The sequence below is a fragment of the Nocardia sp. NPDC050408 genome (genome assembly GCF_044458905.1).
Taxonomy (GTDB): domain Bacteria; phylum Actinomycetota; class Actinomycetes; order Mycobacteriales; family Mycobacteriaceae; genus Nocardia.
In genome coordinates, this window is sequence record NZ_JBITIL010000019.1 from 103,323 (window position 1) to 124,086 (window position 20,764).

General features: G+C 65.4%; 17 protein-coding genes. 8 read left to right on the plus strand and 9 right to left on the minus strand.

Features of this window, described 5'->3' with window-relative positions:
• The first annotated feature begins 17 nt into the window (after nucleotides 1-17).
• On the plus strand, nucleotides 18-620 hold the full coding sequence (locus ACIBJI_RS35350) for an ElyC/SanA/YdcF family protein (RefSeq protein ID WP_364344909.1): 603 nt from the start codon (nucleotides 18-20) through the stop codon (nucleotides 618-620).
• A 655-nt stretch (nucleotides 621-1,275) separates the two neighbouring features.
• Here ACIBJI_RS35350 and ACIBJI_RS35355 read toward each other — a convergent pair.
• Together ACIBJI_RS35355 and ACIBJI_RS35360 are read right to left on the minus strand one after the other, a co-directional pair.
• Complete coding sequence (locus tag ACIBJI_RS35355) at nucleotides 1,276-1,806, minus strand: phenolic acid decarboxylase (RefSeq protein ID WP_364344903.1); 531 nt, start codon at nucleotides 1,804-1,806, stop codon at nucleotides 1,276-1,278.
• Nucleotides 1,807-1,909: 103 nt separating this feature from the next.
• On the minus strand, nucleotides 1,910-2,791 hold the full coding sequence (locus ACIBJI_RS35360) for a LysR family transcriptional regulator (protein WP_364344900.1): 882 nt from the start codon (nucleotides 2,789-2,791) through the stop codon (nucleotides 1,910-1,912).
• 128 nt (nucleotides 2,792-2,919) lie between these two features.
• On the opposite strand from ACIBJI_RS35360, the gene ACIBJI_RS35365 reads away from it, so the two are divergent.
• A complete protein-coding gene (locus ACIBJI_RS35365) occupies nucleotides 2,920-4,260 on the plus strand; it encodes an MFS transporter (protein WP_364344897.1) in 1,341 nt (446 codons plus the stop codon).
• A 209-nt stretch (nucleotides 4,261-4,469) separates the two neighbouring features.
• Nucleotides 4,470-5,423, plus strand: coding sequence for a non-homologous end-joining DNA ligase (ligD, locus tag ACIBJI_RS35370; protein ID WP_397087672.1), 954 nt, complete (start codon nucleotides 4,470-4,472; stop codon nucleotides 5,421-5,423).
• Between the two features lie 4 nt (nucleotides 5,424-5,427).
• Here ligD and ACIBJI_RS35375 read toward each other — a convergent pair whose 3' ends face one another.
• Nucleotides 5,428-6,468, minus strand: a complete 1,041-nt coding sequence (locus ACIBJI_RS35375) for a DUF4389 domain-containing protein (protein WP_364344891.1) — start codon at nucleotides 6,466-6,468, stop codon at nucleotides 5,428-5,430.
• Between the two features lie 290 nt (nucleotides 6,469-6,758).
• Between ACIBJI_RS35375 and ACIBJI_RS35380 the strand changes: the two genes are divergently transcribed.
• Nucleotides 6,759-7,976, plus strand: a complete 1,218-nt coding sequence (locus ACIBJI_RS35380; protein WP_397087674.1) for an acetyl-CoA carboxylase biotin carboxylase subunit family protein — start codon at nucleotides 6,759-6,761, stop codon at nucleotides 7,974-7,976.
• 16 nt (nucleotides 7,977-7,992) lie between these two features.
• Entirely contained in the window at nucleotides 7,993-9,225 is a 1,233-nt protein-coding gene (locus ACIBJI_RS35385) for an MFS transporter (RefSeq protein ID WP_397087676.1), read from the plus strand.
• 4 nt (nucleotides 9,226-9,229) lie between these two features.
• Here the strand turns inward: ACIBJI_RS35385 and ACIBJI_RS35390 are convergent, their stop codons facing one another.
• From ACIBJI_RS35390 to ACIBJI_RS35405, 4 genes are all read right to left on the minus strand, one after another.
• Complete coding sequence (locus ACIBJI_RS35390; RefSeq protein WP_397087678.1) at nucleotides 9,230-11,269, minus strand: LuxR C-terminal-related transcriptional regulator; 2,040 nt, start codon at nucleotides 11,267-11,269, stop codon at nucleotides 9,230-9,232.
• Between the two features lie 221 nt (nucleotides 11,270-11,490).
• On the minus strand, nucleotides 11,491-12,402 hold the full coding sequence (locus ACIBJI_RS35395) for a hypothetical protein (RefSeq protein WP_397087680.1): 912 nt from the start codon (nucleotides 12,400-12,402) through the stop codon (nucleotides 11,491-11,493).
• Nucleotides 12,403-12,405: 3 nt separating this feature from the next.
• Nucleotides 12,406-13,455, minus strand: a complete 1,050-nt coding sequence (locus ACIBJI_RS35400; RefSeq protein ID WP_364344876.1) for a 3-oxoacyl-[acyl-carrier-protein] synthase III C-terminal domain-containing protein — start codon at nucleotides 13,453-13,455, stop codon at nucleotides 12,406-12,408.
• A 71-nt stretch (nucleotides 13,456-13,526) separates the two neighbouring features.
• Nucleotides 13,527-14,363, minus strand: a complete 837-nt coding sequence (locus tag ACIBJI_RS35405; protein ID WP_364344873.1) for an SDR family oxidoreductase — start codon at nucleotides 14,361-14,363, stop codon at nucleotides 13,527-13,529.
• A 401-nt stretch (nucleotides 14,364-14,764) separates the two neighbouring features.
• Here ACIBJI_RS35405 and ACIBJI_RS35410 point away from each other — a divergent pair, with 401 nt between their 5' ends.
• Nucleotides 14,765-16,189 carry an aminotransferase class V-fold PLP-dependent enzyme gene (locus tag ACIBJI_RS35410; RefSeq protein ID WP_397087682.1) on the plus strand — a complete coding sequence of 475 codons (1,425 nt, stop codon included), beginning with the start codon at nucleotides 14,765-14,767 and terminating at the stop codon, nucleotides 16,187-16,189.
• Here ACIBJI_RS35410 and ACIBJI_RS35415 read toward each other — a convergent pair.
• Nucleotides 16,151-17,116 (minus strand): hypothetical protein, encoded by a 966-nt coding sequence (locus tag ACIBJI_RS35415; protein WP_397087684.1) that lies wholly within the window; start codon nucleotides 17,114-17,116, stop codon nucleotides 16,151-16,153. The two genes, ACIBJI_RS35410 and ACIBJI_RS35415, sit on opposite strands and share 39 nt — an antisense overlap.
• 128 nt (nucleotides 17,117-17,244) lie before the next feature.
• Nucleotides 17,245-17,799 carry a hypothetical protein gene (locus ACIBJI_RS35420; protein ID WP_397087686.1) on the minus strand — a complete coding sequence of 185 codons (555 nt, stop codon included), beginning with the start codon at nucleotides 17,797-17,799 and terminating at the stop codon, nucleotides 17,245-17,247.
• A gap of 117 nt (nucleotides 17,800-17,916) precedes the next feature.
• Between ACIBJI_RS35420 and ACIBJI_RS35425 the strand changes: the two genes are divergently transcribed.
• Together ACIBJI_RS35425 and ACIBJI_RS35430 are read left to right on the plus strand one after the other, a co-directional pair.
• On the plus strand, nucleotides 17,917-19,263 hold the full coding sequence (locus tag ACIBJI_RS35425; protein WP_397087688.1) for an ATP-grasp domain-containing protein: 1,347 nt from the start codon (nucleotides 17,917-17,919) through the stop codon (nucleotides 19,261-19,263).
• Nucleotides 19,257-20,732 carry a pyridoxal-dependent decarboxylase gene (locus ACIBJI_RS35430; protein WP_364344864.1) on the plus strand — a complete coding sequence of 492 codons (1,476 nt, stop codon included), beginning with the start codon at nucleotides 19,257-19,259 and terminating at the stop codon, nucleotides 20,730-20,732. The genes ACIBJI_RS35425 and ACIBJI_RS35430 overlap by 7 nt, the downstream gene beginning before the upstream one ends.
• Nucleotides 20,733-20,764: the final 32 nt, after the last annotated feature.

Below are 20,764 nucleotides of genomic sequence, written 5' to 3' on the forward strand. Positions count from 1 at the left end.
CCAGTATCGTCGGGCGGGTGCAGCTCATAACCGACCGGAAGACAGTGCTTCGGATGGGTGTCGGTCTGGTCGCGTCAGCGGCGGTGGTCGTCGCGGGTGCCAATGTCCGATTGTGGCTGGTCTCGGCCGGATATCGGTCCATGGCCGCGGCCGCGCCGTCGGCTCCGGTGGTGATCGTGCCGGGCGCGAAGGTCGGACCCGACGGTGCGCCGATGGCCTATATGCGTGGACGACTCGATGTCGCGATCGAACTGCTGCGGGCCGGAAAAGTGCGCGAGATCCTGGTGTCCGGTGATGCGGCGGGCACTTCCGGTGACGAAATCGCTTCGATGACAAAGTATCTCGCCGACCACGGCATCGATCCGGCGGTTGTGCGCTGCGATGGCGCAGGGCTGTCGACCCGGGCTACATGCGAGCGGGCCAAGAATCTGTTCGGTGTCGACCGCGCCATTATCGTCACCCAATACCAGCATCTGCCACGGGCGGTCGCATTGTGCCGTGGCGCGGGCATCGATGGCCACGGCGTCACGGCATACTGCGAGTGTAGGCGAAAAACCTTGGTGCGTAACACTATTCGTGAATGGTTGGCCGCACCCAAAGCGGTCGCCGCGCTGATCTGAGCGCTACCGGGGGTCCGGCAGCGCCGGATCCATCGGATCTACCGGACCGCCAGGATTCGGGATCGGTGGCGGTCGCATCGGATCAGGACTCGGCCGTGGATCGGGGATCGGTGGCTCGGGTGTCGGGCCGGGGTCCGGTGGTGGTACCGGCTCGGGGTGCGGAACGGGGCCGGGCACCGGTGGGATGGGATCTGGTGAGGGGCCGGGTACCGGCTCAGGGCCGGGCACCGGGGGGATGGGATCTGGTGAGGGGCCGGGTACCGGCTCAGGGCCGGGCACCGGCGGTATCGGATCCGGTGAGGGGCCGGGTACCGGTTCAGGACCGGGCACCGAGTCGGGACCAGGCCTCGGCGGAATCGGTTGCGGCGCCGGACCGGGTATCGGTTCCGGCTCCGGATACGGTTCGGGCCCGGGCATCGGTTCGGGGCCGGGTTTCGGTGGTACCGGATCCGGGATCGGTGTCGGTGGCACCGGCTCTGGAATCGGCGTCGGCGGGATGGGGCTCGGATTCGGTGGCACGGGACGAGTCATGCGCATACCTCCTGGGCACAGCGGTACCCATCCGATTGCGGGTGAATCAGCCATACCGCGGTGCACGGCAGCATGCCGACGACTTCGACCTGGCCGCATTTCCGGTGTACCTCGCCTGACACGCTCAGTTGGTGCGCGTGGCGTACCCCGGCGGAAGTTTGTGCGGCGGACAGTCGATCACGGTGTCGTCGTCGAGATCCCGGGATTCCAGGAAGGTGATGCGCCCGGATGCGGAGACCAGGGTCAGCGGGTAGGTCGGTCCTCGGTCGCGCTCGGCGATGATCGCGTCGAGATTCTCCTCGTAGCGGGTAAGGGTGCAGTCGGGATAGTCGAGCATCCACTGCGGATAGGAGATGGTGGTGTGCACCCGACGGTCACCGAGCCAAACGATGAGTACGGTGGTGGTTCCGGTCGCCTCCACCCAGGCGATTTTGTACATATCGTCGTTCAGTTGGACCAGCTTCGCCGCCTGATTCTTGGACCAGCGCCCGAACATCGGCCCCATCAGACTTCGCGATTCGATCGTCTGCGCATCGCGCACGTACAACTCGTATTTCCAGCCGTTCTCGTAGGCGTAGATGAGGTGTTTGCCGAGGATGCCGGTCAGATCGCCGTGTAGTGCCAAGTGCGTGGTCGCCAACCGCTGCGCGCTCATCGCCTGACTCCTCTCGGTTGACCTACGAGGTCGGGACCTGCGTCTTCTTCGCAGCCTAATCATTGCCGCGGGTATTGCGGCCGGTTTGCCGGGAACGGCGCAATCATGGCCGCGCGGCCGCGTAGAGGACCTCGCGCATCTCGGGCAGCGATTCCTGATCCGCCCGCCACACCAGCCGCAGACTCAGATCGGGCACCGGAAAGTCCAACCGAACCAGCGTGCCGTGCGCGAGTCCGTCGGCGACCGCGAATTCCGGCAGCAGGGATATGCCGAGTCCGTGTTCGGTCCAGGCCCGCATGACCGGAACCGCACCGGCCTTGACGCGCCGCGGACCCGAGCCGAGCACCTTTTCACCCGCCATCCAGAACGAGCATTCGGGCACATTGACCAGCAGCCGCTCATCGATGAGGTCGGCGGGCGTCAAGCCGGACCGCGCCGTCAGCGGATGCGTCGGCGCGGCGACCAGGGCGAGCGGCACCCGATCAAGGTCGAGGAAGGCCAGCGGTTCGGTGGGCGCCGGGAAACCCAGATCGCCAACGGCGCCACCGGAATCCAGCAGCAGTGCCGCATCGAGATCACCGCCGACCACATCGGCGAGTAGGCCGTCGCGGGCCCGATCCGAGCGCACCTCGACCTCGATATCGGGCCGCCGCTCGGCCAGCCGCGCCAGCACCTGCGGAACATACGCACCCGCGAGGGTTTCCAATGCGCCGAGTCGCAGGACGGGCCGTTCCTCCCGTACGTCGCGCACCGCCTGTTCGGCCTGTTCGAGCAGTCGCCGCGCCCATCCGGTGAGCCGCTGACCCGCGGGCGTGAGCCGCATGCCCTTGGGATCGCGCACGAAAAGTGTCACCCCGAGCGCGGTTTCGAGTGTGCGGATCTGCTGGGACACCGATGACGGCGCGAGCTCGAGTGCGACCGCGGCCTCGGTGACCGTGCGGTGGCGCACGACGGCCTCGAAGGTCCGCAGCTGACGTAACTCCATGGCCTGGCCAACACCGCCGCAGCATTCGGATATTCCGAACGCGGTATGCGCCGCGGCCGGTGGAGCCGACGTGCCCGTCCAACGAGAGTCGATCGCGTCATCACCGAACCGAGGAGCTGTTGCACCGGATGAGCATTCTGCAATCGCGGGCGAGTACGTCCGCATCAACCAGAGCCCTGCTGGGGATATCCCTCGGGTACTTCATGGTGCTGTTGGATATGACGGTGCTTTCGGTCGCCGAGCCGGATCTGGCGGCGTCCCTGCACACCTCGGTCGCCGGACTGCAATGGGCGACCACCGGCTATACCGTCGCCTTCGCCGCCCTGCTGCTCTCGGCGGGCGCCGTTGCCGATCGCCATGGCGCGCATCGGGTATTCCGTTTCGGCACAGCGGCTTTCGGTCTGGTCTCGCTGCTGAGTGCCTTCGCGCCGAACCTGTGGGTGCTGGTCGCGCTGCGGGTGCTGTTGGGCGTCGCGGCGGCGGCGTGTGTGCCCGCATCGATGGTGATGATCACTCAGCTCTATCCGGATCCGGGTCGACGCGCGCGGGCGATTTCGACGTGGGCGGCGATCAGTGGTGCTGCGGTCGCCGCGGGGCCGATCGTTGGTGGTGCACTGGTCGGCCTGGCCGGTTGGCGGTCGATATTCGTGGTCAATGTTCCCATTGCGGTGGTCGTGTTGGGGCTTAGCATCGGATCCGCTGTGACCTGCGCGCGCGGTGATCGCCGCATCGACTGGGGTGCGCAGTTGACCGCGGCCCTCGCCCTGGCGCTGTGCACCGATGCGCTGATCGCGGCGGGCGCGCAGTCGTGGGGGCATACGGCGTGGTCGCTCGGCGGCGCGGTGCTCGCTGGAAGTATTTTCGCATTTCTCGAACGACGCAGTGCCGCACCGGTATTGAATCGGGAACTGCTGCGCGCGGGCCGAGTGCGGGCGGGGCTGCTGGTGGGTGCCGCGGTGAATTTCGCGCTCACCGGTGCGCTGTTCGTCCTGCCGTTGCTGTTGCAGCGACAGCTGAATCCGCTGCAGACCGGGCTCGCCTTCCTGCCGCTGACCGTGCCGTTCGCCGTCATCCCGCCGCTCGCGGGCAAACTCGTGGCCCGCATCGGACCGCGTCGCCCGATCCTGACCGGACTCGCCCTGCTGACAGCGGGCGGTGTCGTGCTGGCCGCGGCAGTATTCGCGGGCCTCGGCTATCCGGTGCTGGCGTTCGGCCTACTGTTTTCGGGATTCGGTGTCGCCTTTGCCCTTCCAGCGCTGGTCACTGCCATTGTCAATGCGGCACCACCGGGGACCACGGGCGCGGTCGGTGGCCTTCTCAACGCCGTCCGCCAAGTCGGCGCGACCCTCGGCGTCGCAATCATGGGTGCACTCGTCACCCCGGGCATCGGCTGGTCATTGCTGACCTCCGCGGCGGCCTGTGCCATCGCCTTCATCGTCTTCGGCTACCCCCGCGCGGCCGAATCCTGATGTTGGCGAGGAGAATCGGTCCAGCGAACAACTCGTCGTCTGTCCCAACTCGGACGCCGATCTGGACAGAGCTGACGCCATTTCAGTCACACGGATCAGCGTTCGCGACACGGAGACGTCCGGAATGGGCAAGCCTCGCGAGCCGACGGTCCGCGACGCGCGAGCGTCGAAGGTTGACCGTGCCCCGAGCGGCGGTGCATGGTTGGCCGATGAGCGGGGAAGAGGTTCGTGCGGGTGTCAAGCTGACCAATCTCGACGCACCGCTGTTCGACGGTGCCGATGCGACGAAGCGGGATCTGATCGACTATCTCGAATTCGTCGGGGATCGGCTGGTCGGGCAATTGCGTGACCGTCCGCTTTCGGTGGTGCGCATCCGGCCGGGGCAGGAACCGTTCATGCAGAAGAATCTGCCGAAATACACGCCGGAATGGGTGCGCCGGGTGACGGTGTGGGCCGAGACCTCCAAACGCGAAGTGACCTACGCCCTCTGCGATGATGTGCGCACGCTGGTGTGGTTCGGCAATCAGCGCGCGGTCGAATATCACCCGACGCTGCTGCTGGCCGATCACGCCGCGGGCCCGACGCATCTGATCCTGGATCTCGATCCGCCCGAGGGCGGCGCCTTCCGGCAGGTCGTGCTGGCAGCCGAGCTGATCCGGCAGGCGCTGTCGGATGACGGACTCGCGGGCGCGGTGAAAACCAGCGGCGCCAAGGGCGTGCACATCTTCGTACCGCTCCAGCCGCGAATCGCGATCGAGGATGTCGCCGCCGCCACCCGGGCGATCGCGGCGCGGGCCGAACGCATCGATCCTGATCTGGCCACCACCGCATTCATCCGCGAGGACCGTGCGGGGAAGGTCTTTCTCGATTCGACGCGCGCGGGCGGTGCGACAGTGGTCGCGGCCTACAGTCCGCGCGTGCGTTCGGGGGTACCGGTGTCCTTCCCGATCGAATGGGCCCAGCTCGCCGATGTCAGCCCGGGTGATTTCACCGTGCGCACCGCACCGAAGCAGTTGGGCGATCGGGATCCGTGGGCGCGGGAGATGCCCGCGCCGCAGGCCTTGCCCGCCGATCTCATCGAGGAGGGCCACACCATCCCGGTGGCCCGGGTCCAGGCGATGCACGAGGGCAAGCGCCGGGCCCGGGCCCGCAGGCAGAGTTAGCTTTTCAGTGCTCGATGACGGTGCGGAAGTGCGCCGCCCCGTCGGTGATCGCGTCGACAGTCACCAGGGCACGCAACTCCATGCCGTTATCGGTCACCGTGCAGACCTCCGTCGCGCCGATATCGGCGTCGAGGGAATCGGGGCAATGCACGTGCTGCGGGGTGTGCCCGGTCTGGTCGGTGAAGTCGATGGCGACCCGCCGGGCGAGCTGTGAACTGGAGATCGCATCCGTGTCGTTGTCATCGTCATTGCCCCAGCCCGCGGAGGTTTCGCCGAAGCTGCCGAGAATGCCGACGATGAGCATGACGATCAGCAGTGTCCGGCCGCCGCCGGAGAGCACAAGCGGGCGGGTCGGCGACTGCGCAGCCGGTTCCGGCCCACCCGTCACCCGACCAGCACCTCCCATCGGACCGCTCGGCGATCCGGTATATATCGGACCGGATGGCGCCGCCCGCTTATCGCCGAAAGCGCCTTTCAGGTATGTCGGGGTCAGCAGGTACGCGTAGGCGGACACCCGCATTTCGGTGCGCAGCACCGCCGCAGTGGCCTCGAAGATCGCGCTCGGCATCCGTCCGGTGATCAGGACGATCAGCCACAGAATGAACGAGATGATCCCCCATCCGGTGGTGAACCAGCCCGACAGCACCAGGATCGGGAAGGCCAGAATGAGTCGGAACAGCACCGCGAGTCGGTTCAACGGCGTGGGTGCGGGGAACAGCAGTCGAATCGGATAATCCGGTGCGCTCCACGCGAACGGCGGGTAGTCGTCGACCAGCAACATGACATACCCGTGCACCCGCACGGTGTAGCCGTAATATCCGCGCAGGAATTCACCGCACCAGTCGGGCAATCGACCGAGCACCAGCGCGCCGAACCAGCCGCAGACGATCACCACGAAGGCGGCGATGCTCAGGAACCAGAGCACGATCAGCTGGGGTATGGCCAACAGCAGCCGCAGCAGAACGGTCCAGCGGCGGTGTTGCTCCGGTGGAAAGACATCCAGTTCGACCAACGCTTCGCGACTGGTCGGTGATCCCTCGTTCATTACCACGGCGACCCACTCACTTCCTTCGTCCAGCGGAATTGTCCAGAACTCGGATGAGTGAGATCGAATGTAGCCCGTGGGTTGCCGATAGATCGGTAACCGCGCCGCCCGCGGCGGCCCCGAGCTCTCTGTTAAGGGATCTTAAATAGCCGTCTCCGAACAGGCGCCACCGATGGGCGCGGCGCACAATTCCGTTGTCGGAGAGAATGATCCACTCTCGACGGTACGGGTCCTCAGTGGATCTATTGAGACTGTTGTCAGCGGAGGAACCAGTGCCCCCACATGTGACCGTGATTCATAGAGTTCGCGGCGTCGATGTCCCCTACCTAGAGCGAATCGACCACCATGCCAATGCCGTCACCTACGTTTGCGCGAAGGATCTGATCGACGGAATACCGCGGCATGCGGCCGCCGCCGTCGAATTACTCGAGGATATGACGAACGTGCCCGAGGCCGTGCACGCGCTGGCGGCTCGATTCGGCGCGCCGGAGCGCATTGTCGCGCTGCACGAATTCGATTTGCTGACTGCGGCAGAATTACGGAGGGAATTCGGTATCGCCGGTGACCGCCCGGACTATGTGCTCCCGTTTCGCGATAAACTGGTGATGGGGGTGACGGTCGCCACCGCGGGTGTGCCGACTCCCGCCTTCACCCATGTCGGCGATGTCGAGTCGATTACGGACTTCGCTGCGGTGCACGGCTTTCCGCTCATAGTCAAACCCCGTCTCGGTGGCGGTAGCAAGGACATCATCCGGCTGAATTCCATCGATGATTGCGCGGCATTGCCCGACCTGAGCTCGGAACCTTTTCTCGTACAACGTTTCTGTCCGGATGAGGTCGGCGCCGTCGACGGCGTGTGGACCGGTACCGAGCTCGGCCCGTGGCGGGCTTCGCAATACCTCGGCACTTGTCTCGAATTCGCCAATGGTGGAACAACTCTCGGTTACGTCGAGATCGACGAGCCGGAATTGGTCGACCCGCTCACGAGCTTCACCAAGGCCGTGCTCACCGCGCTCAGCGCCGATGTACCGACGGTCTTCCACCTCGAATTCTTCCTCGGTCGTGACGGTGCCGCACCGCGTATCCAATTCCTCGAAGTGGCCGCGCGGGCCTCGGGTGGGGAAACCACGCATATGTGGCGGGAGGTGCACGGCTACGACCTGCTCGGTGCAGCCGTGGATATCCAACTGGGCCGGATTCCGGCCGCCGATCCGCTTACCGACGAATCGGTGGTCGGTGAGTTGCTGATCCATCCGCCGGTGACCCCACCGTGCACCGTGGTGGACGTCCAGCTGCACGTACCGCAGCAGCATTCGCCATACCACGTCTCGGTCCCGCAGCCGGGGACCACCATCACTCAGACGTTCGGCTATGCCGATATCGGTGCCGCCTTCCGCTTCCGTGGCAAATCCACGGTGGAGGTCATCGACTCGCTGCGACGCACCGCGGCGGGTTTCCGGATGGATTGCGTGGCCTACGATCCGGCTGTCGACGCGGCCGTCGCCTGAGTCGCGGGAAGGGATCGTGTCGCGGTTCTCTGCTGCCCTGCCGCCGGTTGGCACGCAGCGTGTATTGACGCTGATCGCGGCGGCATCCGCCGTTTTCAGCGGTATCTATCTGTCCACCGTCGTCCTCTACTTCACACGGATCGTGCATATTTCGCCGATGCGGGTCGGTATCGGCCTCAGCGTCGCGGGAGCCGTGTCCATCGTCGTCTCGATACTGGCCGGGAAGCTGTCGGATCGACGCGGCCCGCTGGGTGTGCTGCGGGTCAGTCTGATTCTCGCGGCGTTCGGCACCCTGGGCTTTCTCACCGTCGATGAATTCGCCTGGTATCTGATCGTCATACCGGCCACGGCCGCCGCGCAGACCTGTGTGCAGCTGATGATCTCGACGATCATCACCCGTGTGGTCACCGAACGGGCCAACGAATTCCGGGCCTATATCCGCTCGATTCTGAATGTGGGCATAGCCATCGGCATCGGCCTTTCCGCGGTGGCCGTGCAGTGGGATTCGGCGAATTTCTATCACGCGGCCATTGTCATCGGTGCTGGTTGCGTCGCCGGGGCCGCGCTACTGGTCGGGCGGCTACCCGTATTGGGGCCGGTTGCGGTGGAATCCGAGGCGGGTGGACAGCGCTGGGCGGTGTTGCGTGATCGGCCGTATCTGGCGCTCACCTTATTGGATGGGGTGTTGTCGCTGCAGTACCGGATTCAGTCGGTCGCGATTCCGCTGTGGATCATCGGTGCGACGACGGCTCCGCGCTGGTCGATCGCCGCGATCGACATGCTCAATATCTTCATCGTGGTGTTCTTCCAGGTCCGTGCGAGCCGCAACGTCGCGACCGCGCGCGCGGGCGGTGCCGCGCTACGGCGCGCCGGATGGGCATTCCTGCTGGCTTGCATTGTGCTGGCGGCGGCCGAAGGCCAGTCGGGCTGGCTCGCGGTGCTCACTCTCGCTAGTGGTGCGGCGGTCTTGAGCGTCGGTGAATTGTGGCAGACGGCAGGCGGGTTCGAGGTCTCGAATGCCTTGGCGCCGCCGGCGGCCGTCGGTGAATACCTCGGCGTATTCGGCACCGGTCTGCGGTTGGCCGATGCGTTCGGCCCGGCCTTACTGACCTGGTTGTGCATCGGGATCGGGGTCGCGGGCTGGTATGTCGCGGGGCTGATCCTGCTCGCCGCCGGGCTGCTCGCGCCGGTAACCGTCGCCAAGGCGGAGTCCCGGCGGGACCGGTACGCGCTCGTGGCGGCATCATAGGCCGCTACCCGGTGGCCGAGACCGCGGTATCAGCCGGCCCGAGCGGGAGGACGAAGTACAGTTCACCGCGCCGCGCCACCCCGAGTTTTCGATAGACGCGGGTGAGATGTTGTTCGACGGTGCTGGTGGTGATGGTGAGCTTATCGGCGATCTCGCGATTGGCCTTGCCGCGGGCCGCCAATTCCGCCACCCGGCGCTCGGCGGGACTCAGCGTGGCGAGCCCGCCCGGAATCCGGCGCAGTGCGGGCATCGGTTGGGTCGGCTGCGTCACGGTTTGCGGTTTGCCGTCGAGCAGATCGTGCAGCAGAACCTCGGCGCCGCAGGTTTGGGCGATGCGTGCCGCATCGCGGAGCAGTGCGCGGGATCGCTCATGATCGCCGACGGCGCGGTGTGCCTTGCCGAGTTCGCCGAGGGCCGTGGCCAATTCGACATCGTCACCGCCGGTGCGGGCGATCGCGGCCGACTCGCGCAGCAAGCGGAAGGCCTGATAGCGATCGCTGGTGCCGGCGAGCAGCCGGAGTGCGACGCCACCGGAGCGGTGCCGGTCCGCGGCCCCGAGCAGCTCGATATGTCTGGTCGCGAATTCCTGTGCCTGCCGGTGCTCGCCGAGTGCGAGATGGGCCGCCGCAATGTCATTGCGCCACGGCACCAGCCAGGGAAAATCCATATTCCAGCGGTCCATGAGATAGCCGCAGCGGCGGAAACTGCGCAATGCCTCGTCGGCGCGTCCGACCGCGAGGTGATGGTGGCCGTGTGCCTGCAGATACGGCAGTCCGAAGCGGGATTCGAAAATGGTTCGGGGCACCGGCCTTTCGAGTTGAGTCGCGGCCTCGGCATGACGACCCGAGATCGTCAGCGCGTGCACCATCGTGGCGATCGGCGTGCCGATCCAGAGTCCGAGGTGTTCGGCGGGCACATAGTTCAGCGCCAGCGCCGCATCGCTGATCGCATCGCGAATATTGCCCTTGCGCAGCATGGTTTCCGCGCGCAGCCCGGCGAAGATCGACTGCCAGGTCGGGGCGCGGCGGGCATCGGCCTCGGCGAGTAACGATTCGCACCAGGCCGCGGCGGTATCGAGCCGATTGCTGTAGATGAGGCAGTGCACGGCCGCGACCAGGGTTTCGATGGTGGTCGAGGTGAGGCGGTGACTGGTGAGCAATCGCTGTGCGAGCGTGGCGATCTCGTCGAGCCGATGGGTGAATAAGCCGGTGAGTAGATCTGCGCCGTGTCGATGCGGTGAATACTGGTCGGCGCACACCTTGGACGGCCGGGCTGGGGCCGCGAACAGTCGCGGGTGACGTTGGACGTGTGGGGGATAGGAGTAGCGCAACCAGGCGCGCAAGAAGTCGATCTCCGGCGTCGCCTCATCCGGCTTACCGCTGTTGAGCTGACCGAGTGCGTGATCGGCCTGTTGCACCTGCCCGTGCCACAGCAGATACATGACGGCGGCCGGCAATTCGTGGTGCGGCACCCGACCCGCGCGCAGCGCCGCCTTCAACCGGGTGAACTGGCGCGAACGAGTCGACGGGTTGATCCGCCATTCCAGACAGACCAGCCGGATCGCGATGGTGGCCCGTTCGCCCACGTCCCGGGTGGCGCGATAGGCCAACTCCAACCGATCGACCGCAGGTTCGATCTGATCATTGGTGATCGCGTCCTCGGCGGCGGTGCGCAGTACCTCGACCGCCCACGGGTAACCGGCGGCACCGGCGTCGACCAGATGGTCGGCGACGGTGCTCGCCGGAAAACCCCGATGGTGCAGCAGTTCCGCCGCCCGACTGTGCAATTTCCGCCGGACCTCGTCGGGGGTATTGCGCAGAATCCGCGCACCGACCTCCGCATGTTCGAAGCGCGCGGTTTCGGCGAGTTGTCGAACGACGGTCCGCACCGCGGCCTCGTCCGCCTCCAGCAGCTCGGCGACCAGGCCGACCGTGCTCGCGGTGCCGAGTACGGCCATGGCCTGACCGACCCGGGATTTGGCGAAGTCGGCCCAGTGGTCGCGGTGCGCTACGGGGTCGCTGTGTGGCGGGACAGGCTGACACATTCTCGCAAGGCCCTTCGTCGAGGTGGTGAGCCCGACTGTGGGAGAGCACCATCGAAAACGAGCAGCTCGGGTGCACTGAGGATGCGGCATCGTCGCAGCGGGAAGGACGCGTCCACGCGCCCGATGATCCAGCCGGTGAACACAGGTTAATTCGCCCGCCCGATCCTGTCACGTCGACTGATGACACCTACGTAATATGAGGTGTTTCAACGCCTTTCGTGTCATCGACTCCCGGCGTGCGCGAGTACTTGCTGGCGGTAGGCCAGACAGGCGGCCGAGGTGTCATCGGCGGCCAGGAACAGCACCGTGCGTGCCGCGGCGAGGGCGCCGCTGTCGCGCGCGCTCACATACGCGTGCACCGGAGCCGCGGAGTACGGATTGTCCACCGAGGGATCGATCCCGACGATCGCTTCCGACGTGAACCCGAGTGCAGACGCCAGACGGGCACGGAAGGCGAGGGTCCAGGTTGGCGCGAGTAGCACCGCGCGGCCATCGGCGAAATCGGTGGCGTCCAATCCTTCGGCCCTCAGGCAGTCGCGCACCGCCACCGCGGCCAATTCGACCAGATCGTCGGCACCGGCCTTGGTGCTCATGGCCGAGCGGCCGTTCGCGCCCACCGCGCCCATCGCTACCCAGGCGATCGGATCGGCGGGACCGGCGGTGTCGGTGGTGTGTAGTGCACCGAATCCGCCTGTGGTGTTCGATGTTCCGAGCAGGATCGCGGCGGCGCTGGTGCTGTAGGGGAAACCGTCGACATGACGTTCGGTCGACGGATGCGTATCACCGGCGACCAGCAGCGCATACGACACTTCGCCGCTGACCAGGAAACATTCGGCGGTCGCGATCGCGTGTAGTAGGCCGGTCCCGCCGTTCATCAGATCGAAAGAGAAGGCGGGCACCCGGCCGGGCGCGTATTCGAGGCCGATGCCGATTCGCTTCTGGATCAGCGCGGACACCGCGGGTTCGCAGATGTTCTGATCGCGGAAGACTCCGGCATTGATCAGCATTCCGACCTGCTCGGGGGTGATGCCGGCCTGTTCCAGGCAGGAGGCGGCCGCGCGGGTCGCCAGTTCGAAATAGCTGCCGGTATCGAGATCGGCATTGATGGCTGCCGCGAGGATGGTGGTCGGCATGGCTCAGGCCTCCAGACGGGAGATGGTGGCGGCTAGGTGCCCGGAGACGATTCCGGATGCCTCCGGAATCATCAGCACCTTGGAGCCTTTGGGGATCTTCTGCTGCGCGAGATATTCGTGCAGGACCACGAAATGCGAGGTCGACGCGGTATTGCCGAAGTCGTGCAGCACATTCAGGGCCTGGGGCATCGGGGTGCCGAAGTGGCGTTCGGTTAGGTGCGAGATGTACTCGATGGCGGGTGCGCTGAATTGGTGGTGGATCCAGTAGTCGAACTTCTCGCTCTCCCAGGTGCGCCCGGTCTCCTCGAGAAACGTGGACATGCGGTTGATGGCCTGCAGATAGCGGCCCTCGTTCTGCATCGCGCGGTTATCGGTGTAGAGCGCGACTCCGGGGGCCTGGTCGCTGGGCATGCCGATGCAGTGTTCGGCGCCGTCGGCGGAGGTCATCAGTTCGACGTAGTGGATTTCGTCGTCGTCGTCACCGCGATCGTCGAGCATCACCGCGACCGCCGCATCGCCGACGGTCAGCGCGGCGAACTGCGGGTCGTATGGTTTGTTGATCTCGCGCGCCGCCGTCTCGGCGATCGGGGTGATCTGTTCGCCGCTGACCACCAGTCCATTGCGCACCACGCCGGCCTTGATCATCCGATCCAGCACCAGCACCCCGGTCATCATGCCCGCGCAGGCATTCGACACGTCGAAGTGCCGAGCCTTCGTCGTGCCGATCTCCTTGCCCAGCATGACCGCGAAAGACGGTGCGTAGCAGAAGATTTCCTTGCCGCGAGTGCGGGTGATGGAGGCCGAGATGACTACGTCGATCTCATCGGGGGCGTAGTCGGAGTGCGCCAGGCAGTCCTCGATGGCGCGCAGCGCCAGATCGAAGGAGGATTCGTAGCCCTCGTCGCTGGAGTCGTAGACCCGACGATTCTTGATACCGGTAATCCGTTCCAGATCAAGGGATCTCGGTACCGCAAGTCCGGCGATGATCTCCTCGGTGGAACGGACGGTGGATGGTGTGTACGAGCCGATGGACTCGAAACGCGTGCGCAGCATTACCCCTGCTTTCTGTGTCGCGTGATTTCCCTGTGTTGCCAGGAGTTTCGACGGCGCTGTCGTGGATCGCCTTATCCGGGCAGCCCGACCAAACTTGCGCTCACCTCGCACAATTGGCGGGCACGCGCATCGTCGCGGGCCAACCGCGACGGTTCGCGCTCGCGGGTCTTGCGGAAATAGGCGCCGGTCACCTCCGCGACGCTCGGATCGGTCGCGAGGAAGGTGAGTGCGGCGGCGCCCTCGGCCGCGGTGATGAAAAACAGCCGCTTGCCGAGCGCGATGATCGGTTGCCCGAACCACGGCAGCGAGTTCCAGATACCGGTCGCGACCGCGCCGGGATGGAAGGCATTGACCGTTACGCCGGTGCCCGCCAGCCGATCGGCCAGTGCGCGGGTGTAGAGCACATTGGCCAATTTGGACCGGCTGTAGGCCTTTTCGCCCGAATAGCCCTCGCGGAACCCGAGATCGTCGAAATCGAGGGTCGCGCCGTAATGCATCACCGAGGAGGTGAACAGAATGCGCGCGGGGGCGCTGTGCACCAGCAGATCGATGAGCAGTTCGGTGAGCAGGAATCCGCCGAGATGGTTGGTGGCGAAGGTCGCCTCGATACCGTCCTCGGTTTCGGTGCGCGTCGGGTGGTAGCCGCCCGCATTATTGGCCAGTACATCGATGCGGTCGTAGGTGGCTTCGACCGCCTTGGCGAGTTGGCGCACCGACGACTGCGATGCCATATCGCATTCCAGCGCATCGACGGCCCCCGCCCCCGCGGCCCGTACCAATTCCGCACTGTCGGCGAGCTTCTGCGGATTCCGGCCGACCAACACCAGCCGATCGCCCCCTGCGGCGAGCTGTTGCGCGGCTTCGAGACCGATGCCCGAGGTGGCCCCCGTAATCAGGATCGTCTTCATGTTCGATCACCTTGCCATTGATGGCATGTCCGAAATCCGCTCTCGGGGTGGCTTCGGCGAGTTGCCCGATGTGTGCGAATGGCCAGGTGGCCGCGGGCGGTTCATCGATTGTGCAGATCAGCGCGCGCGTGCCGAATTCGGTCCGATGATGCTGCGCCGGAGTTGTAGCCATCGTGCATGACTGCCGATAGGGGTGGATAGGGGGAGGTCGTTCCATCTGAGCGGCAATCCCCGATCCGGGTGCATATCTGGCTGCCACCACGACGGCATAGGCCGCACGGTCGGGAAACCGGCGCACCGGAAGTACAGTGACCGTCATCGGAACACCGAGGAAGGGCGGATATATGCGAGATGCTCAGTGGTCGCCGGCGCCGGAAGCCGTCGATCCTGCGCCCAGGCATATGACCGCGGACGAGTTTCGGGAATACGGTCGCGCGGTGGTGGATTGGCTTGCGGACTACTGGGACCGAGTGGAGTCCTTACCCGTCCTCGCACAGGTGAAACCGGGACAGGTGCGAGAGCAACTACCGGCCCGGGCGCCGGAGCACGGTGAAGATTTCTATGCGGTGCTCGAAGATATGGACACGATTGTGGTGCCAGGTCTCACACACTGGCAACATCCGAGTTTCTTCGCCTACTACCCGAGCAATACTTCAGGACCGGCAGTGCTGGCCGAATTGCTCACTGCCGGACTGAATGTGCAGGGGATGATGTGGCAGACCGGCCCGGCATGTACCGAACTGGAGCAGCACGTCCTCGATTGGCTGGCCGGACTGTTGGGGTTGTCCGATCGGTTTCTTTCCACCGGCAGCGGAGGTGGTGTCATCCAGGACACCGCCTCCAGTGCAATACTGGTGGCCCTGCTCGCCGCGCTGCACAGGGCTTCGAACGGACGGGCGACGCGTGACGGTGTGGCAAGCGGTCGGTTTACCGTCTACACATCCGCCGAAGGGCATTCGGCATGCGAGAAAGCCGCCCGCGTCGCCGGGCTCGGTGCCGCGGCGCTGCGAACGATCGACACTCGCGCGGACTTCTCGATGGACCCGGACGCACTTCGGAACGCGATGAAGCGCGATATTGCTGCGGGTTATACCCCCGCAATGGTGCTGGCGACAATCGGTACGACCTCGACCGGCGCTATCGATCCCGTCCCACAAATAGGATCTGTCTGCACGGAATTCGGTGCCTGGCTGCACGTAGACGCCGCACACGCCGGAGTGGCCGCCATATGCCCCGAACTGCGCTGGATTCATCACGGCGTCAACGACTATGCGGACTCGTACGCCACCAATCCGCACAAATGGCTGCTCACCACATTCGACTGTGACGCCTGCTATGTAGCTGATCGTGACGCGCTGATCGGTGCCTTGTCCGTGCTGCCGGAATATCTGCGCAACCGGGCCAGCGAGTCGCACGCGGTGGTGGATTACCGAGATTGGGGGGTGCCGTTGGGCCGTCGGTTCCGCGCCCTGAAGCTCTGGTCGGTCATCCGCTGGTATGGCGGTGAAGGTCTTCGCGCGCACATCCGGCACCATGTCGCGCTCGCGCAGCAGTTCGCCGAATGGGTTGTCGGCGATAGTCGATTCGAGCTGATGGCACCACATCCGTTATCGCTGGTGTGTTTCCGGTTGCGCGGGCCGGACGAGGTGAACCGGCAACTCCTCGAAGCGGTCAATGCGACCGGACGGATCTACCTGTCCCACACCAAACTACGGGGAGCATATACGTTACGAATGGCCATAGGCGCGATCTCCACCCGAGACCGCCATGTGGCAGGTGCTTGGGATCTACTCTGCCGCGAAGCCGCTCGCCTCCTGCCCGGATAGCGTGATCTGCGGTTCGAGAAGCCGAGACCGCGAACGGGCAAGGCGAGACAGGACAGCCGTCGCCGGTACGGCGCTGTGCGGAGCCATCCGCAGACTCGGACCGCGGTCGCCGTCGAATCGAGCGCAGATGCCTTGGTGGGCGAGGTAAACGGAGTGCAGTGTGGCCCGCAGTGCCTCCCGATGTTCCGAGAACTCCGCGGGCATTGCCCGCAGTGCAGGTCCCACCGCTCGCAGCAATGCGATAAGGCAGGCGTGGTCGGCGGACGCGAGTCCGGTGAATTCCGGTGGCATGGCGGGACGCACGGTTCGGCGGTAGTCGTCGGAGTGGAAGTCAGCGGTGAATCGCAGGCACGCTTCGGATGCGGCAAGCATCGCGGTGCCATAGTCCAGCGCTGCGACCGCGTCACGCCATGCTGCACGTTCCGCAGCGTCCAGAAAACCGCGTAATCCGATGATGACGCATTGGGTGAGGACGAAAAACGCACGGTGTCCCACTTGCCAGCGCCCGGCAGGATCAGCAGCGCGGTGAGCGCGCGGCAGCGGCGAATACCGGTAGCAGGTGCGCCTGTCGGCAGGCAGCAGGAAATTCAGCGTGCTGTGTATTCCGGCAGCCAACGGATGCCATTGCACCGGTGCAAGGTGCGATTGGGCGGACCGTAGATTGTCGAGCACGCCGTGGAAGGCGATGAGGACGCCCTTGGCCAGGGCGTCGTGGTCTCGAGTTCTACGGACGCCGAAGTATGCGTCGTAACGAGCCTGTGCGGTGTCCAGCCGTAAAGCAGACTCGTCGCTGTTCGCCATGATCGGTGGTTGGAGATTCCGGACATCGGGTAGCGGCACTTCCTCGTCGTCCATTGCCCGGCGAAGGCACATCGCTAGATCGGAGCCGATGGTGCTCGGCGGAGAGACCAGACTCTGTCGCTGCATACCGGGAAGTTCCCGAGGGGGCAGAAGGGGAAGGATGGGTAGCGGCACAACGGACTCCGGGTCGCGAGGCGAATGTTCACCGAGGCGTCCGACACATGTCCGCACGCCTCGGGCAAAGTGAACAAAACTCACTTGGTGATCGTGAAGGTTCCCTCGAGCGTCGCGGAGGTCACGCCGAGGCACAGCTGGCCGAAGGGGGTCGCGATGCTGGAGCCGATTGCGGGAGTCACAGTGTTGGTGTCGGTGGCGGTCTTGCCTTTATAGGGTCCGGTACTGATCAGCGTTGGGAATTCGCCGCTACGGGATCCGTCGGCTTCGATTTCGGAACTTCCGCTGCTGACTGCGGTGGTGCTGCCGTCGGACCAGACAATCGTCCCTGTGCTTTCGTTGTCGGTGGTCGGCTGACTGCAACTGGCGGTCTCGGTGCCGGCGTCCGTCTCACTGACGGGGTAGGGCAAACCCTGGTCAATCGCCGGACCAGTGCAGTTGCTGAATGTGATCGTGTCGGTCCAACCGACCTTTGCGGGTGAGTCGCCGATCCCAGCGCCGAGCCAGTTGACGGTTCCTTTCTCGGTGCACGTGAGCAACACGTCATCGGCGTTAGCTGGTCCTGCGAGCGGTATGCCGACGAGGGTGGCGAGTACCGGAACGGACAGTGCCAGAGCAAATCTCGAGTTCATCATGGCGGTGAGATTAGCAATGTCCCGTCGCAGTCATGGTCGCCGCTACCCTACCCGCGGAGTGACATCTCGCGTCGCTGATCCATAGCCGATAAAACGGCTCGGATAGAGTCACGGGCCATGACGATCAGCCAGGCGACCGGTTGCGCAACGGCCGAATCCCGCCTTACCCCAACAAGACTCGCGAAGATCGACGGGGTGGGCCTGGAGGCGGGCATCGGCATGTTGCAAGCAGTGGTCGACGAGATTTACTGGCTGGACCGTTCACCCTTCCTGGCCGCATCCGCTCGGCCTGCTTTCCGTGCCGGATGTGGGCCTGAGCTGCATGCCTTTTCACCATTTTCGAAAACCGAGAATAATGGTTTCGGGACTGCCGGGCGTGCGGTGTGCGTGGCGTTCGCCCCCGAACATGGTCCGACGGCCATTGAGTGGGCCGCGTCCAGGGCCTTGCCGTTGCTGGCGCCCGACCGGGCGGTTTCGGCATTCGCGGCGGACAAGCTCGACGCATTGGCCTTGTTCGCGGCAGCCGACATCGAAACGCCGGAATTTGTGCGAGTGCCGCCGTTCGGCCGTGCCGCCGCGAGACAGTACTGGCCCGACGCCTGGGAGGCGGTGGTGGTCCAACGCCGCGAGAACAATCTGATCGGCAGGGGCACTCGTTTCGCGCGGAATCACGACGAGTTGCAGGAGTGTCTCGATGCCTGGGCCGCAAGGGAATTGCGAGTGGGCCGGTACGTAGACGGCCCCTCGGTAACCGTCACCGCATGCGTCGCCGGAAACGCCACGATCGTAACGGCGGTGTCGCATCAGCTGGTCGGCATCCCCGGGTTGACCACCGTCTGGGGCGCCCACTGCGGCAATCAGCTCATCGCCCCCGCCGATCTACCCGACGGCGCCTACGAAGCCATCCGCACGGCCGCGGCTCGGGTGGGGGATCAGCTTCGTCTGCGCGGATACCGCGGGGTCTTCGGCTTGGACCTGGTACTGGATGGGAATCGGCCGTTGGCCATCGAGATCAATCCCCGATTCCAGACGGTCGTGTCGTTGGTGCAGGCAGCCGAGCAGCGCGCAGACCTGCTGCCGTGCCTTGGTCTGCATGTGCTCGCCTGTCTGCTGCCGGAGCTGCCGGTGCAGACCGTCGTCGCGCCGGTGCCGATGCTCGGCCAGCTGGTTGTGCACGCCGAGCGCGACGGGCGGCTGGGCGCACTGCCGGAATCTGGAACTTATCGGCTGGCAGGCGGTGCCCTTGTGTCAGCGGAAAACCGTTGCCTGGCAGACCTTCCGGCCGGTCACGCATTGCTGTGGGCGCAAGCCCAACCCGGGGTGGAGGTAGCCGAGGGAGACGAGCTCGTCTTGCTCCAGCTCGCCGAAGCTGTCGCCGGCCTGCAGGCGCATCCGCACCTCACCGCGGCCGGGTCCCACTGGGTGAGGGCCGTGTCAGCCTGCGTCGAAGCAGCGTCATGCTGACCCGGCCACCGCTGACCCTGCCGGTCGACCAGATGCGTGCGGCGGGCCGACGTGCGATCGAGTTGATCATCGAGCGCATGAGCGAAGGTGAGTTCGGTCCGGTGCTCGTCCGCCGGTCTCGCGATGACCTCGAACAGAATTGGGATGAGCCGATCCCCGAACACGGCCAAGACCTGGTGGGGTTGTTGGAGCGGCTGGCCGGCGACGCTTTGCCGTCCGGTATGCATTCCGACCATCCGCGGTGCTTCGGCTTCGTGCCGACCTCCGGCAACTATCCGGCGGTACTCGCGGACGCGTTGGTGGCGGCTTTTTTGTCGGTCCCGGGGGCGTGGCTGGTCGGCTCCGGGCCCACCCAACTGGAGTTGGTCACGCTGCGTTGGCTGCGCGAACTCCTCGGTCTCGAACCGTGTTTCGGCGGACTGTTCGTCTCCGGTGGCTCGATCGCCAACCTCACGGCATTGACCGCGGCGCGTGACAGCTTGCTCGGCGGCGATCTCAGTACAGCGCGCGCCTACTGCTCGACCCAAGCCCATCCCTCGATCGCCCGGGCACTGCACATCGTCGGCCTGAAACGTGACCAACTCGTGGTCCTGCCGCCTGATGACCGGCTCCGACTGGACCCGGTGCGAGTGGCCGAGCGTATCTGTTCCGACCGCGCCGCTGGATGGCATCCATTCCTGGTCGTCGCGACGATCGGCACCACCAGTACCGGCGCCGTGGATCCGATCGAGGAACTCGCCGACGTATGCCGTCGAGAAGGGATGTGGCTGCACGCCGACGGCGCGTTGGGTGCGGCCGCCGCCGCCACCGCCCGCGGTCGCCGCACCCTGGCGGGTCTCAATCGTGTCGATTCGCTTACCTTGGACCCCCATAAGTGGCTCTTCCAGCCCTATGAACTCGGGTGTGTCCTACTTCGGCAGCCCGAGCAGTTGAAGGAAACCTTCGCGATGGCCCGGCACTTCCTCGACAGTGGCTACCTCGCGGTTTCCGAATCCGATGGCAGAGAACCGAATCTGTCCGACTACGGCCCGCAGCAGACCCGCGGTCTGCGTGCGCTCAAACTGTGGTTGTCGCTGAAAACCTTTGGCGCGAACGCCTTCCGCGACGCCGTCGACCAAGGAATTACTCTGGCCGAGCACGCGGCCGCACGCATCGGCAACCACCCCGAACTCGAACCGGCCAGCGAGCCGGGGCTGGGGATCGTCACTTTCCGATATCGCCCGCCCGGTGTGGCGCCGGGCGCAGAACTCGACTCCTTCCAAGCCGAGCTGGCGCGCACCGTGCTGGACGGCGGATTCGCCATGATCACCACCACGGCGGTGCGCGGCGAGACCGTCCTGCGCATGTGCACCATCAATCCGCGAACGAGCGTCCGGCACATCGACAACACCCTCGATCACATCGTTGAGTGCGGCCGAGTTCTCGCCGCTCGTACTGACCGTTCGGCAGCAAACGACGTGCCGCATTGACATCGCGAGCCGGGAGCATACGCGTCGGCATT

What these genes read in the sequence shown, in the direction of transcription:
- ACIBJI_RS35355 (WP_364344903.1), bottom strand. Translation starts at nt 1,806, where the DNA reads ATGAGCGCGCAGCGGTTGGCGACCACGCACTTGGCACTACACGGCGAT.
- ACIBJI_RS35360 (WP_364344900.1), bottom strand. Translation starts at nt 2,791, where the DNA reads ATGGAGTTACGTCAGCTGCGGACCTTCGAGGCCGTCGTGCGCCACCGC.
- ACIBJI_RS35365 (WP_364344897.1), top strand. Translation starts at nt 2,920, where the DNA reads ATGAGCATTCTGCAATCGCGGGCGAGTACGTCCGCATCAACCAGAGCC.
- ligD (WP_397087672.1), top strand. Translation starts at nt 4,470, where the DNA reads ATGAGCGGGGAAGAGGTTCGTGCGGGTGTCAAGCTGACCAATCTCGAC.
- ACIBJI_RS35375 (WP_364344891.1), bottom strand. Translation starts at nt 6,468, where the DNA reads ATGAACGAGGGATCACCGACCAGTCGCGAAGCGTTGGTCGAACTGGAT.
- ACIBJI_RS35390 (WP_397087678.1), bottom strand. Translation starts at nt 11,269, where the DNA reads ATGTGTCAGCCTGTCCCGCCACACAGCGACCCCGTAGCGCACCGCGAC.
- ACIBJI_RS35395 (WP_397087680.1), bottom strand. Translation starts at nt 12,402, where the DNA reads ATGCCGACCACCATCCTCGCGGCAGCCATCAATGCCGATCTCGATACC.
- ACIBJI_RS35400 (WP_364344876.1), bottom strand. Translation starts at nt 13,455, where the DNA reads ATGCTGCGCACGCGTTTCGAGTCCATCGGCTCGTACACACCATCCACC.
- ACIBJI_RS35405 (WP_364344873.1), bottom strand. Translation starts at nt 14,363, where the DNA reads ATGAAGACGATCCTGATTACGGGGGCCACCTCGGGCATCGGTCTCGAA.
- ACIBJI_RS35410 (WP_397087682.1), top strand. Translation starts at nt 14,765, where the DNA reads ATGACCGCGGACGAGTTTCGGGAATACGGTCGCGCGGTGGTGGATTGG.
- ACIBJI_RS35415 (WP_397087684.1), bottom strand. Translation starts at nt 17,116, where the DNA reads ATGCAGCGACAGAGTCTGGTCTCTCCGCCGAGCACCATCGGCTCCGAT.
- ACIBJI_RS35420 (WP_397087686.1), bottom strand. Translation starts at nt 17,799, where the DNA reads ATGATGAACTCGAGATTTGCTCTGGCACTGTCCGTTCCGGTACTCGCC.
- ACIBJI_RS35425 (WP_397087688.1), top strand. Translation starts at nt 17,917, where the DNA reads ATGACGATCAGCCAGGCGACCGGTTGCGCAACGGCCGAATCCCGCCTT.
- ACIBJI_RS35430 (WP_364344864.1), top strand. Translation starts at nt 19,257, where the DNA reads ATGCTGACCCGGCCACCGCTGACCCTGCCGGTCGACCAGATGCGTGCG.